11 protein-coding genes and 1 pseudogene are annotated in these 13,032 nt (G+C 74.9%); 10 read left to right on the top strand and 2 right to left on the bottom strand.

The window, feature by feature from the left end:
• Window positions 1-47 precede the first annotated feature (47 nt).
• Window positions 48-1,445, bottom strand: a complete 1,398-nt coding sequence (locus tag ATL31_RS06135; protein WP_101394993.1) for a mycothione reductase — start codon at window positions 1,443-1,445, stop codon at window positions 48-50.
• Window positions 1,446-1,579: 134 nt separating this feature from the next.
• Between ATL31_RS06135 and ATL31_RS06130 the strand changes: the two genes are divergently transcribed.
• The 4 genes from ATL31_RS06130 (at window position 1,580) to ATL31_RS06115 (ending at window position 6,074) form a co-directional block, all read left to right on the top strand.
• On the top strand, window positions 1,580-1,852 hold the full coding sequence (locus tag ATL31_RS06130; RefSeq protein WP_101394992.1) for a hypothetical protein: 273 nt from the start codon (window positions 1,580-1,582) through the stop codon (window positions 1,850-1,852).
• A gap of 40 nt (window positions 1,853-1,892) precedes the next feature.
• Window positions 1,893-3,014 (top strand): hypothetical protein, encoded by a 1,122-nt coding sequence (locus ATL31_RS06125; protein ID WP_143598334.1) that lies wholly within the window; start codon window positions 1,893-1,895, stop codon window positions 3,012-3,014.
• Window positions 3,011-4,756 carry a 2-succinyl-5-enolpyruvyl-6-hydroxy-3-cyclohexene-1-carboxylic-acid synthase gene (gene menD / locus ATL31_RS06120; protein ID WP_101394990.1) on the top strand — a complete coding sequence of 582 codons (1,746 nt, stop codon included), beginning with the start codon at window positions 3,011-3,013 and terminating at the stop codon, window positions 4,754-4,756. Before ATL31_RS06125 ends, menD begins: the two co-directional genes overlap by 4 nt.
• An 85-nt stretch (window positions 4,757-4,841) precedes the next feature.
• Window positions 4,842-6,074 (top strand): geranylgeranyl reductase family protein, encoded by a 1,233-nt coding sequence (locus ATL31_RS06115; RefSeq protein ID WP_101394989.1) that lies wholly within the window; start codon window positions 4,842-4,844, stop codon window positions 6,072-6,074.
• Between the two features lie 35 nt (window positions 6,075-6,109).
• Here the strand turns inward: ATL31_RS06115 and ATL31_RS06110 are convergent, their stop codons facing one another.
• Window positions 6,110-7,429: an isochorismate synthase gene (locus ATL31_RS06110; RefSeq protein ID WP_101394988.1), complete on the bottom strand. Its 1,320-nt coding sequence runs from the start codon at window positions 7,427-7,429 to the stop codon at window positions 6,110-6,112.
• Between the two features lie 244 nt (window positions 7,430-7,673).
• Here ATL31_RS06110 and ATL31_RS06105 point away from each other — a divergent pair, with 244 nt between their 5' ends.
• From ATL31_RS06105 to nuoE, 6 genes and pseudogenes are all read left to right on the top strand, one after another.
• Entirely contained in the window at window positions 7,674-8,402 is a 729-nt protein-coding gene (locus ATL31_RS06105) for a demethylmenaquinone methyltransferase (RefSeq protein WP_101394987.1), read from the top strand.
• Window positions 8,403-8,642: 240 nt separating this feature from the next.
• The gene (locus ATL31_RS06100; protein WP_055815104.1) at window positions 8,643-9,005 is read left to right on the top strand and encodes an NADH-quinone oxidoreductase subunit A; all 363 of its coding nucleotides are present in this window, start codon (window positions 8,643-8,645) and stop codon (window positions 9,003-9,005) included.
• Between the two features lie 46 nt (window positions 9,006-9,051).
• Window positions 9,052-9,651, top strand: coding sequence for a NuoB/complex I 20 kDa subunit family protein (locus ATL31_RS06095; protein ID WP_055815106.1), 600 nt, complete (start codon window positions 9,052-9,054; stop codon window positions 9,649-9,651).
• Window positions 9,648-10,475, top strand: coding sequence for an NADH-quinone oxidoreductase subunit C (locus ATL31_RS06090; RefSeq protein WP_101394986.1), 828 nt, complete (start codon window positions 9,648-9,650; stop codon window positions 10,473-10,475). The genes ATL31_RS06095 and ATL31_RS06090 overlap by 4 nt, the downstream gene beginning before the upstream one ends.
• Complete coding sequence (locus ATL31_RS06085) at window positions 10,475-11,875, top strand: NADH-quinone oxidoreductase subunit D (protein ID WP_101394985.1); 1,401 nt, start codon at window positions 10,475-10,477, stop codon at window positions 11,873-11,875. The genes ATL31_RS06090 and ATL31_RS06085 overlap by 1 nt, the downstream gene beginning before the upstream one ends.
• Window positions 11,875-12,693: pseudogene (gene nuoE, locus ATL31_RS16825) on the top strand (NADH-quinone oxidoreductase subunit NuoE); the annotation flags it as partial. The gene ATL31_RS06085 and the pseudogene nuoE, both read left to right, overlap by 1 nt.
• Window positions 12,694-13,032 lie beyond the last annotated feature (339 nt).

The raw sequence follows: 13,032 nt of genomic DNA, 5'->3' as shown, positions 1-13,032 counted from the left end.
TCGCGGGCGACGTTACACGTCCGGTGCGGGGCCCCGGCGGATGCGGCTCAGCGGGTGACGGGCAGACCGAGGAGCGCGTTCTCGACCAGCTCGGCGAGCGCCGGGTGGATCCAGTACTGCCCGCGGGCGACCTCGTGGGCGGTCTGGCCCAGGGCCGCCGCCTGGATCAGCGGCTGGATGATGCTGGACGCCTGCGGGCCCAGGCAGTGCGCGGCCAGCAGGTGCCCGTCGGGGGTGGCGTGCACGGTCAGGAGGCCGCTGGTGTCCTCGAGGGCCCAGCCGTACGCGACGTCGCCGACCCTCTGGGTGTAGGTGACGTACGCGGTGCCGGCCTCGTCGAGCGCGGCCGCGGTGGGGCCGAAGGAGGCGACCTGCGGATGCCCGAACACCGCGTGCGGCACGGGGGAGAGGTCGTTGCGGCGGGGGAGTGCGTCCGTGCGCCCCAGGTCGACCGCGAGGTTGTGGGCGACGATGCGGGCTTCGTGGTTGGCCACGTGCTTGAGCTGGTGCTCGCTGCTGACGTCGCCCAGCGCCCAGACCCTGTCGACGCTGGTGCGCTGCTGGTCGTCGACCGCGATGCGCCCGTCGGGATGGGTGGTGAGCCCCCCGGCGGCGGCGTCGACGAGGTCGGAGTTGGGGCGACGGCCGACCGCGAGCAGGACGGCCTCGGCCTCGACGTGCCCGGCGCCGTCGGGTCCCTCGACCTCGAGGCGCCAGACGCCGTCGGTGCGCGCGGCCCCGGTGACGTGGGTCGACAGGCGCAGGTCGTAGCGTCGGCGCGCCAGCTCGGTGTAGCGCTCGGAGACCTCGTACTCCTCGGCCATCAGCAGTCGCCCCGAGCGCTGCACCTGGGTGACCTGCACCCCCAGCCCGGCGAAGACGTGGGCCATCTCGCACGCGACGAAGCCGCCGCCGACGACGGCCATCCGGGCCGGCAGCGCGTCCATCCGCATGACGGTGTCGGAGGTGTGGACGCCGCGCTCGGGGTCGGCGCCGGTGAGGCCGTCGATCGCGAGACCCACGGCGCGGCTGCCGGCGGCCACGACGACGCGGTCGGCGGTGAGCTCCTCGCCGGTGTCGAGAGCCAGCCGGCGCTGGCCGGTGAACCGGGCCCGCGTGCGGTGGAGGGTGACGTGCTCCTGGCCGGCCCGGTACTGCTCGCCGCCGGCGCTGATCGGGTCGATGCGCCCGAAGATGCGGTCGCGGATGGCCGGCCAGTCGACGGTCGGGGGAGCGAAGGTGACGCCGAGGCGCCGCGCGTCGTCGGCCTCGACCACCCGGTCCGCGGGGAGGACGAACATCTTGGTCGGGATGCAGCCGACGTTGAGACAGGTGCCCCCGAAGACGCCCTTCTCGACGATCGCGATGTCGAGGCCCTCGAGCTCGGGGACCAGGAGGGAGTTCCCCGAGCCGCTGCCGATGATGACGAGGTCGTGGTGGGGCATGGCGCCCAGCGTAGGTGGGACCTCCGTCGTCCACAGGGGCCGGGGCGCGGCGGGTCCGTCCACATCCGGGCTGGTGGGGGTGGTGTGCGGGCGTCGCGCAGGGTGGGCTGGGGTCCGGAGGAGAGGGGGTCCGGATGGACGAGCTGGCCGAGCTCGAGCGGCTGCTGGTGCAGGTCGGGCGTGCCCGCGAGGTGGTCGAGGCGCACCGCGTGGCACTCGACCGCTCGGTGCTGGTGTGGTGGGAGGGCGTGGCCGCCGACCGCTACCGCGCGCTGGTCGACGAGCGGCGTGCGGCGCTGGGCCGGGCGGCGGACGAGCTCGGGTGGCTCGAGGAGTCGGTGGCCGGGCTCGTGGTGCTCGCGCGGCAGGGGTCCGGGGTCGGGCGGGTCGTGGGGCGGGCGTCGTGAGCGTCGGCGGCATCCGGGCGGCGGTCGGGGGCGATGCCGCATGACACGGGTGCGGGTGCGCTCGGACGCCCTGAGCGCCGCGTCCGGGCGGCTCGGCGAGGGGGCCGACGACCTGCGCCGGGCGGGCGCGGCGCTGGGCGCGGCTCTCGCGCGGTGCCGGTCCCCGGGCCTCGACCCGGGCGCGCTGGTGGCCTGGTGGCGGGTCGAGACCGACGGGCTGCGGCTGGCCGGCCCGGCGGGTCTGTGGGGCCTGGCGCTGGGGCTGGACGCGCTCGCGACCCGCCTCTCGGTGGCGGCGCGGGCGTACGCGCAGGTCGAGGACGCGGTCGCGGCGACGATGGCCGGGGTCCGGGCCGGCGCCGACCTGGGCGCGCGAGGCGGGTATCTCGGCGAGGGCGGTGCCGCCGTGTCCGTGCGGCCGGTCCCCGCCGCGGCGGGGGTGGCGCCCTTGGCGGGCCCGGCCGACCTGGTCGCGCTGGGCGACGGGCTCCACGGTGGCCGCGTGCGCGTCGTCGAGGTCGACGACGGGGCGGGCGGCTCGGCGTGGGTGGTGGCGGTCCCGGGCACGCAGGAGTGGTCGCCACGGGCGGGGGTCAACCCCTTCGACCTGACCAGCGACGTGGGGGCGGTGACCGGCGATGCCACGCTGGCCGCGGCCGGGGTGACGGCGGCCCTCGAGGTCGCCTGGGCCGCGGCGGGCGGGCGCGCGCGGCACAGGGATGATCCGGTGCTGCTCGTGGGCCACAGCCAGGGCGGCATCCTCGCGGCGGCGCTCGCGGCCGACCCGGGGTTCCGGGTCGGGCATCGCGTCACGCACCTGGTCACCACCGGCTCGCCGGTGGGGGCGTTCGCCGTCCCGGCCTCGGTGCGGGTGCTCTCGGTCGAGCACGCCGACGACCCGGTGCCCACGCTCGACCTGTCACCCAACCCGGCCCGGGCGTCGTGGCTGACCCTGCGGGTGGGCGCCGGGCCGCCGGTCGACGTCGGCCGGCACGCGCTGGCCGGGTACGTCACGACGGTGCGGGCGGCCGAGGGCGCCCCGCGGGGGACGGTGTCCGGGCTCGGGGCGTGGGAGGCGTCGGCGGGCACGTTCCTCCACCGGCCGGTGCGCTCGGTCCACGAGGTGGTGGTCGAGCGCGGGTGGCAGAATCCGCCGACGTGAACCCCTCCACGGCGCTGGCGTCGGTCCTGGTCGACGAGCTCGTCCGCGGCGGGGTCCGTGAGGTCGTGCTGGCGCCCGGCTCGCGCTCCGCGCCGTTCGCCTACGCCCTGCTCGCGGCCGAGGCGGCCGGCCGGGTGCGGCTGCACGTGCGGGTCGACGAACGGTCGGCGGGCTTCCTGGCGCTGGGGCTGGCCAAGGCCACGGGGGCGCCCGTCGCGGTCGTCACGACCTCGGGCACGGCCGTGGCGAACCTGCACCCGGCCGTCCTCGAGGCCCACCACGCCGGGGTGCCGCTGGTCGTGCTGTCCGCTGACCGGCCGCACGAGCTGCGCGGCACCGGGGCCAACCAGACCACCCAGCAGCCGGGCCTCTTCGCCGGGGCCGTGCGCTGGCAGGCCGACCTCCCGGCCCCCGAGGTGGTCCCGGGCGAAGCGGTCGGGCGCGGGCCCTGGCGCACCCTCGTCGTGCGCGCCCTGGCAGCGGCCACCGGTGTGCTCGCTGGGGACCCCGGGCCGGTGCACCTCGACGTGGCGTTCCGCGACCCCCTCGTCCCCGACCTCGACGACCCCGGGCTGCCGCCGCACCTCGCGGGCCGGCCCGACGGCACTCCGTGGACCGAGGTGCGGCCCCGGCTCCCCGAGACGCGGCGACCGGCCGGTGTCGCCTCGTCGGTCGAGCACGTCGAGCGCACCCTGGTCGTGCTCGGGGACGTCCCGGCCGTGGGCGGGGCCGAGGCGGTGGCCTGGGCGGCCTCGCGCGGGTACCCGGTCGTCGCCGAGCCCTTCGCCGGCCCCTCGGCGCGGTCCGGCACCCTCCCGCACGGCCCCCTCCTGCTCACGGCCACCGACTGGGTCGACGCCCACGCGCCCGAGCGGGTCGTGGTGGTCGGCCGGGTGACCCTGGCTCGCCCGGTCGCGGCGCTGCTGCGTCGCCCGGACGTTCGGGTCGAGGCGGTCACCGCCGCCACGACCTGGGCGGACCCGTCGCACGTCGCGGCCCGGGTGCATCCCTGGGCCGCGGTCGCCGCCGACCTCGCGCAGAGTCGCGAGCCCGCACCGCGCGGCCCGTGGGCGCAGGCGTGGGACGACGCCGGCCGGCGCCTGGCGGACGCGGTGGCGGCCGAGGGCCTCCCGTGGCCCAGCGGGCTGGCGGTCGCCGCCACCGTCCACGACGCGCTGCCCGCCGACGGCGTCCTCGTCCTCGGCTCGTCCAACGCGGTGCGCGACCTCGACCTCGCCACCGCCGGGCGCCCCGGCGACCCGCACAGGGGCGTCCGGGTCTACGCGAACCGCGGCCTGGCGGGGATCGACGGGATGGTCTCGACGGCCGCCGGGGTCGCCCTGGGGCTCGGGCGCCCGACGCACGCGCTCCTGGGCGACCTCACGTTCCTGCACGACGCCAACGGCCTGCTCATCGGGCCCGGCGAGCCGCGGCCCGACCTCACCGTCGTGGTCGTCAACGACGACGGCGGCGGCATCTTCACGACGCTCGAGCCGGGTGCCCCCGAGCGGTCCGCCGGGTTCGAGCGCGTCTTCGGCACGCCCACCGGCACCGACCTCGCAGCCCTGTGCGTGGCGCACGGCGTCACGTACACGCTCGTCGACACCGCGGCGGCGCTCGCCGACGAGGTACGTCGGCTCCCTGCGGGGCTGAGCGTGGTCGAGGTCCGGGTCGACCGCGGCACCCACCGGCAGGCCCACGCCGACCTGCGCTCCCTGGCCGCCCGGATCGTCACCGCCTGAGCCGAGCTGGGGGAGGCTGCCCCGGTGTCGAGGGTCGGAGAGGGCCGATTTCCCGGCGGGCCGCGGCGGTTGCGAGAATCGACCCGTGCCCGCCACCCCCACCCGTACCGACGTGCTCGTCGTCGGCGCCGGCCCGGCCGGGGCCTCGGCCGCCGCCTGGGCCGCCCGCTCCGGGCGTGACGTCGTCCTGGCCGACGCGGCCGTCTTCCCGCGTGACAAGACCTGCGGCGACGGGCTCACCCCCCGCGCCGTCGAGGAGCTCGACCGGCTCGGGCTCGGCGACTGGGTCCGTGGCCACACCGTCAACCAGGGCCTGCGCGCCCACGGGTTCGGGCAGACGCTGCACCTGCGCTGGCCCGGCGGCACGCTGCCCGACCACGGCTCGGCCGTGCCGCGCACCGAGCTCGACGCCCGCATCCGGCAGGTCGCGCTCGAGTCAGGCGCCACCGGGGTCGAGGGCGCCAAGGCCGTCGACGCGCGCGTCGAGGGCGGCCGGGTCCGTGCGGTCACCTTCCGGCGCGGCGAGGAGACCTTCGACATCGAGTGCGAGCGCCTGGTCGTCGCCGACGGCGTGCGCTCCGGCCTGGGCAAGGTCCTCGGCCGGGAGTGGCACCAGGACACCGTGTACGCGGTGGCCGGCCGCTGCTACGTCGACTCCGACCGCTCCGACGACCCCTGGATCAGCAGCCACCTCGAGCTGCGCGGCGAGTCGGGTGAGGCTCTGCCCGGCTACGGCTGGATCTTCCCGCTCGGCGGCGGCCAGGTGAACGTCGGTGTCGGCACCCTCGCCACCACCAAGCGGCCCGCCTCGGTCGCCATCAAGCCCCTCATGAAGCACTACACCGACGAGCGCCGCGCCGAGTTCGGCCTCTCCGGCGAGCAGCGGATGCCGACCTCGGCACTGCTGCCGATGGGTGGCGCGGTCAGCGGGGTCGCCGGTGCCAACTGGGCTCTGGTGGGGGATGCCGCCGCATGCGTCAACCCGCTCAACGGCGAAGGCATCGACTACGGGCTCGAGACCGGACGGCTCCTGGCCGCGCACCTCGACGACGACCTGCTCACCGCGTGGCCGGCCCTGCTGCGCGAGGAGTACGGCGACGCCTTCTCGGTGGCGCGGCGCCTTGCGGCGATCTTCACGGTGCCGAAGACCCTCGCCGCCCTCGGCCCGGTGGGGATGCGCAGCGACTGGCTGATGACGCTGGCGCTGCGCTGGATGGGCAACCTCGTCACCGACGAGGACCGCGACCGCTCGGCCCGCATCTGGCGCTGGGCCGGCCGCCGCTCCATCAACCTCGACGCCCGCCCGCCCTTCACCTGACGCAGCCGCGGCCGGACGTCCCCGACGCCGGGGGCTCAGGATGCGGCGGCGGTGAGGGCGTCGCGCATCGGCACCAGCTTGGCCGAGGACTCCGCCAGCTCGTCGTCGGGGTCGGACCCCGCGACGATGCCGCAGCCCGCGAAGATCCGCATCCGTGAGGGGTCGCTCGGCTCGACCGCGCCGCAGCGCAGCGCGATGCCCCACTCACCGTCGCCGGCGGCATCGATCCAGCCGACCGGGCCGGCGTAGCGCCCCCGGTCCATGTGCTCGAGCTCGGCGATGACGGCGTCGGCGGCCTCGCGGGGCGTGCCGCACACCGCCGCCGACGGATGCAGCGCCGCCGCCAGCGCGAGCGACGACGTCGCGTCGGCGAGCACGCCGGCCACGTCGGTGGCCAGGTGCATGACGTTCGACAGGTGCAGCACGAACGGGGTCTCGGGCACGTTCATCGACGTGCAGTGCGGTGCCAGGGCGTCGGCCACCGAGCGCACCGCGTACTCGTGCTCCTCGAGGTCCTTGCTCGAGCGGGCCAGCGAGGCCGCCAGCGCCAGGTCGTGGGCGTCGTCGCCGGTCGGCCGGATGGTGCCGGCCAGCACCCGCGAGGTGACCAGGCCCTTCTCGCGGCGCACGAGCAGCTCGGGGGTCGCGCCCACGAGCCCGTCGACGGCGAACACCCAAGTCGTGTCGTAGCGCTCGGCGAGGCGCCGCAGCAGCCACCGCACGTCGAGCGGCGCGCCACTGCTCACCTCGAGGTCGCGGGCCAGCACCACCTTGTCGAGCCCGCCGCCGGTGATCCGCGCGACGGCCTCGGCCACGGCGATGGTCCAGGCGCCCGGCGTCAGCGCGCCGTCGGCGAAGGCCACCTCGGACGGGGCGGCCGGGTCGTCCTGCCGCCGCACGTCGGCCGGCCCGGGCACCGCGGCCACGGGCTGTTCGGCGCTGACGGCGCTGACGGTGGTGAGCCAGGCCCGGCCGCCGCGCCGGCCCACCACCACCTCCGGCACCACCAGCGTGCCGCCTGCGGGGGAGCCGGCCGCGTACGCCACCGACCCGAAGGCCACCGGGCCCGTGCCGGGCAGGTCGACCTCGTCGCGCACCACGGCCGAGCCCACGAGGTCGCCCCACCACTGCTCGAGCTCGGCGAACCGCTCGGGCCCGGAGGCGATGTGCGCGGCGGCCCGGCCCCAGCCCACCAGACCCTCACCACGGCGCACCCACGAGCAGGCGTCGGTGGCTCCGGCGGCCGGCAGGAGCGCCAGCAGGTCCCGCGCCAGGCCGTCGTCCAGCGGGACGGTGCGCGCGACGAGCGGGGCGACCGGGGCGGGACGGGCCCGGTCCGCGGGGAGCGAGGTCATCGAGGAGAACGATACGGCGGCTGCGCGCAGCCCCACCGCCCACCCCGGGGGACGCGCACCGGCGACCTCGCCGCCCACCGGCGATCTCGCGGGGCACCTGCCCCATGGCACCGGTGCGGCGCAGGTCGGCCGGTGGGGCGCAGGACGGCCGGTGCGGCGCAGGTCGGCCGGTGGGGCGCACGCCGGCCGGCGCACCGCAGGACGGCCGGTGCGACGCCCCCCGGCGCGGTGCGAGGATGGGCCCATGTCCCGCGCCTCGCTCGAGAAGGACCCCCGCGACGTCGCCGCGATGTTCGACGACGTCGCCCGCCGCTACGACGTGACCAACGACGTCCTCAGCCTCGGCCAGGACCGGCTCTGGCGCCGGGCGGTCGTCTCCGCCTGCGCCGCCCGCCCCGGCCAGCGCGTCCTCGACATCGCCGCGGGCACCGGCACCAGCAGCGAGCCCTTCGCCGACTCCGGCGTCGACGTCGTGCCGGCCGACTTCTCCCTCGGGATGCTCCGGGTCGGCCACCGCCGCCGCAACGACCTCGGCTTCACCGCCGCCGACGCCATGCGCCTGCCCTTCGCCGACGACGCCTTCCACGTCGTCACCATGAGCTTCGGGCTGCGCAACGTCAGCGACCCCGACGCCGCCCTGCGCGAGTTCCTGCGTGTCACCAGGCCCGGCGGCCGTCTCGTGGTCTGCGAGTTCAGCAGCCCCACCAACGCGGCCTTCCGCACGGTCTACACCAACTACCTCATGCGCTCGCTGCCGCCGATCGCCCGCCGGGTCAGCAGCAACCCCGAGTCCTACGTGTACCTGGCCGAGTCCATCCGCGCGTGGCCCGACCAGCGCGGCCTGGCCCGGCGGGTCGCCGAGGCCGGCTGGGAGGGCGTGCAGTGGCGCGACCTCACCGGTGGCATCGTGGCCCTGCACCGGGCCACCAAGCCCGGCGGCGACGGCGCCCCGGAGCCCCACGTCGAGGGTTAGGCATACCTGAGTCCTGCCCGTCGGAGCGGCGTCCTAGACTTCGGGGCGATCGTGAAGACGTTCACAAGCGAAGGCCGTGGTGACCCGCACAATGCGCCCGCAGCGCACCCAGCGAGGGGACGAGACGTCCCTGGATGCGGCGTACGTCACGGCCCCTAGGATGGCGGGGGTCCCGTCGGCGGATCCGGCGCCGCGCGCCCGGCCGACGCACTCGAGCAGCGAAAGGGGAGTTGTGCAGCGATGAGCAACCCCTACGTCCCCCTCCTCATCCTCCTGGCGCTGGGCTTCGGCTTCGCGGCGCTGTCGGTGGGGACCAGCCTCGTGGTCGGCCCCAAGCGCTACAACCGCGCCAAGCTCGAGGCCTACGAGTGCGGCATCCAGCCCACGCCGCGCGCCCAGGGCGGCGGCCGGGTGCCGATCAAGTACTTCCTCACGGCGATGCTGTTCATCATCTTCGACATCGAGTCCGTGTTCCTCTACCCCTTCGCCGTGGCGTTCGACCAGCTCGGCCTGTTCGCCCTCGTCGAGATGGTGCTGTTCATCGTCACCGTCTTCGTCGCCTACGCCTACGTGTGGAAGCGGGGCGGTCTCGAGTGGGACTGACCGCCACCACCGCCCGCACCACCCGTACCGACGCCAAGGAGGCGTGATGGGACTCGAGGAGAAGCTGCCCGCAGGGTTCGTGCTGACGACGCTCGAGAACGTCGCCGGCTACATGCGCAAGGCCTCGATCTGGCCCGCGACCTTCGGGCTCGCCTGCTGCGCGATCGAGATGATGGCCGTCGGCACCCCCGACTACGACATCGCCCGCTTCGGGATGGAGCGCTTCAGCGCCACCCCGCGCCAGGCCGACCTGATGATCGTCGCCGGGCGCGTGAGCCAGAAGATGGCCCCGGTCGTGCGCCAGGTCTACGACCAGATGCCCAACCCCAAGTGGGTCATCTCGATGGGCGTCTGCGCGAGCTCGGGCGGGATGTTCAACAACTACGCGATCGTGCAGGGCGTCGACCACATCATCCCGGTCGACATCTACCTGCCCGGCTGCCCGCCCCGCCCCGAGATGCTGCTCAACGCCATCATCGAGCTGCACGACCAGATCCAGAACAGCAAGCTCGGCGTCAACCGCGTCGCCGCCGCCCGCGCCGCCGAGGCGGCCGCCCTGCGCGCCACGCCCACCTCGCAGATGGCGCCCACGCACGACCACCTCGCGCACCTCGCGGCGCCGGCCGGGAAGAACCTCCTGGCATGAGCGAGAAGAAGGACGGCAAGAAGGCCGACCAGACCCCCGTGCAGCCGATCCCCGACAAGGCGATCGACTCCCCGGCCACCCGCACCACCGACGACCCCCGGGCCGTCGAGGTCGCGCACTCCTCGGGCGTCGGCCGCTGGGCCGAGGCCGAGGGCGACCAGGAGCCGGTGCAGATCGGCGAGCGGCGCGGGATGTTCGGGCCCACCCGCGGCCAGGACACTTCCGGCTACGGCGGCCTGGTCACGCCCACCCTGCTGCCCGGCGCGTCCGCACGCCCCTACGGCGGCGACTTCGACGTCGTCGCCGACCGGCTGGGCTCGGCCCTGTCGGGCGCGGTCGGCTACGAGACCGCCGTCGATAAGGTCGTCATCGACCGGGGCGAGATGACCGTGTTCGTGCGCCGTGAGCACCTGCTCGCCGTCGCGCGCGTGCTGCGCGACGACCCGGCCCTGCGGTTCGAGATGTGCATGGGCGTCTCCGGCGTCCACTACCCGGGTGAGGAGGGCCGCGAGCTGCACGCGGTCTACCCGCTGCTCTCCATCACCCACGGCAGCCGCCGGCTGCGCCTCGAGGTCACCTGCCCCGACGCCGACCCGCACATCCCCTCGGTCGTCGAGGTCTGGCCGGGCAACGACTGGCACGAGCGCGAGACCTGGGACATGTTCGGCATCGTCTTCGACGGCCACCCCGCGCTCACCCGCATCCTCATGCCCGACGACTGGCCGGGCCACCCCCAGCGCAAGGACTACCCGCTCGGCGGCATCCCCGTCGAGTACAAGGGCGGGGTCGTCCCGCCGCCCGACGAGCGGAGGGCGTACAGCTGATGACGACCCACGACGAGACCATCTACGACGACAGCTCCCCGGGGCTCGACTCCTCGCTCCCCGGTGCCGACGCCTACGGCGCGTCCGTCGACGACGACACCGCCGGCGCGCGCTCCTTCACCGTCTCCGGCGGCGACTGGAACGACCTGGTCGACGAGGCCACCGCCCTCCACGAGGAGCGGATCGTCGTCAACATGGGCCCGCAGCACCCGTCGACCCACGGCGTGCTCCGGCTCATCCTCGAGCTCGACGGCGAGACCGTCACCGAGGCCCGTGCGGGGATCGGCTACCTGCACACCGGCATCGAGAAGAACATGGAGTTCCGCACCTGGACCCAGGGCGTCACGTTCTGCACCCGCATGGACTACCTGACCCCGATGTTCCAGGAGACCGCGTACTGCCTCGCCATCGAGCGGCTCCTCGGCGTCACCGACCGCATCCCCGAGCGCGCCTCGGTCATCCGCGTGATGATGATGGAGCTCACCCGGATGAGCTCGCACCTGATCGCGCTGGGCACCGGCGGCATGGAGATGGGCGCGACCACGGTCATGACCGTCGGCTTCCGCGAGCGCGAGCGCATCCTGCGCGTGTTCGAGGCGATCACCGGCCTGCGGATGAACAACGCCTACATCCGCCCCGGCGGCGTCGCCCAGGACGTGCCGCACGGCGCGGTCGCGATGGTGCGCGGCGTCATCTCCGAGCTGCGCACCGGCCTCAGCGAGCTCGAGAAGCTCCTCGTCGAGAACCCGCTGCTCAAGGGCCGCACCGTCGGCGTCGGCTACCTCGACCTCACCGGCTGCGTCGCGCTCGGCGTCACCGGCCCGGTGCTGCGCAGCACCGGCCTCCCGCACGACCTGCGCAAGTCGGCGCCCTACTGCGGCTACGAGACCTACGACTTCGAGGTCAAGACCCGCACCGGCTGCGACGCCTACGACCGCCTCCGCATCCGCATCGACGAGATGTACGAGTCGCTCAAGATCGTCGAGCAGTGCCTCGAGCGGCTCCAGCGCACCGAGGGCCAGCCGGTCATGATCGAGGACAAGAAGATCGCCTGGCCGGCCCAGCTGGCCATCGGCGGCGACGGCCAGGGCAACAGCCTCGACCACATCCGCGAGATCATGGGGACCTCCATGGAGGCGCTGATCCACCACTTCAAGCTCGTCACCGAGGGCTTCCGCGTGCCGCCGGGCCAGGCCTACGTGGCCGTCGAGTCCGCCAAGGGCGAGCTGGGCTGCCACGCCGTCTCCGACGGTGGCACCCGCCCCTACCGGGCGCACTTCCGTGACCCGAGCTTCAACAACCTCCAGGCCACGGCCGCGATGTGCGAGGGCTCGCAGGTCGCCGACGTCATCGTCGCCGTCGCCTCCATCGACCCCGTCATGGGAGGTGTCGACCGCTGATGACCGGCCACTTCGGTCTGCAGTCCGCCTCCGGCCACCTCACGGTGCCCGGAGAGTCCAAGGACCCCTACCCCGCCGACGTCGAGGCGACCTTCCGCGCCGACGCCGCGCAGGTGATCGCCCGCTACCCCGAGAAGCGGTCGGCGCTGCTGCCGCTGCTGCACCTGGTGCAGTCGGTCGACGGCTACGTCACCGGGCGCGGCATCGAGCTGTGCGCTGAGCTCCTCGACCTCACCACCGCCGAGGTCAGCGGCGTCGCGACCTTCTACACCCAGTACAAGCGCCACCCCAACGGCGAGTACACGGTCGGCGTCTGCACCAACACGCTGTGCGCGGTCATGGGGGGCGACGAGATCTGGGAGGCCGTGTCCGAGCACCTCGGCATAGGCCACGACGAGACCACCCCCGACGGCAAGGTCACCCTCGAACGGGTCGAGTGCAACGCCGCGTGCGACTACGCGCCGGTGGTCATGGCCAACTGGGAGTTCTTCGACAACCAGACGCCCGAGTCGACCAAGCAGCTCGTCGACGACCTGCGCGAGGGCAAGGATGTGCGCCCCACCCGCGGGCCGTCGCGCGTGTGCACCTTCAAGCAGGTCAGCCGCACCCTGGCCGGCTTCAGCGACGGCCTCGCCGACGAGGGCGTGGGCGCGGGCCCGGCCTCGCTCCTCGGCCTCGAGATCGCCAAGCGCAAGGGCTGGAGCGCGCCGCAAGGCGCCGGCTCCGCCCACGGCTCGTCCACCGCCGGTGCTGCCCCCGGCAACACCGAGGTCACCCCGGCCAGCGACGACGCCAAGGCCGAGAAGTCCGAGCCGGGCGCCGAGCGCGACGCCAGCGACGAGACCCCGGGCGAGAAGCACGACGCCGGCACCAGCACCGACAAGCCGGCCAAGAAGGCGGCCGCCCGTAAGACGCCCGCCCGCAGGGCCGCCGGCACGAAGGCTGGTCCCTCCGACGACGGGCCGCCGGTGGCCTCCACCGGCGACGGGGTCTCCGGGGTCGCTCGCCAGGAGGGTTCGCCGGCCGACCCGGTCGACATCGAGCCCGCGCAGGACGCCGACCTCGAGCACCCCAAGGACCGGGCGGCCAACGTCTCGGCCCAGAGCGCGTCGGTGCCCGTGGGCCACGACGCGTCCGCCGCGTCCACGCTCTTCGAC

Origin of the sequence: Phycicoccus duodecadis (assembly GCF_002846495.1) — a bacterium.
In the GTDB taxonomy this organism is placed as follows: Bacteria; Actinomycetota; Actinomycetes; order Actinomycetales; family Dermatophilaceae; genus Phycicoccus; species Phycicoccus duodecadis.
Note: the sequence above shows the minus strand (reverse complement) of the source record. Positions and strands in the feature narration are given on the sequence as shown.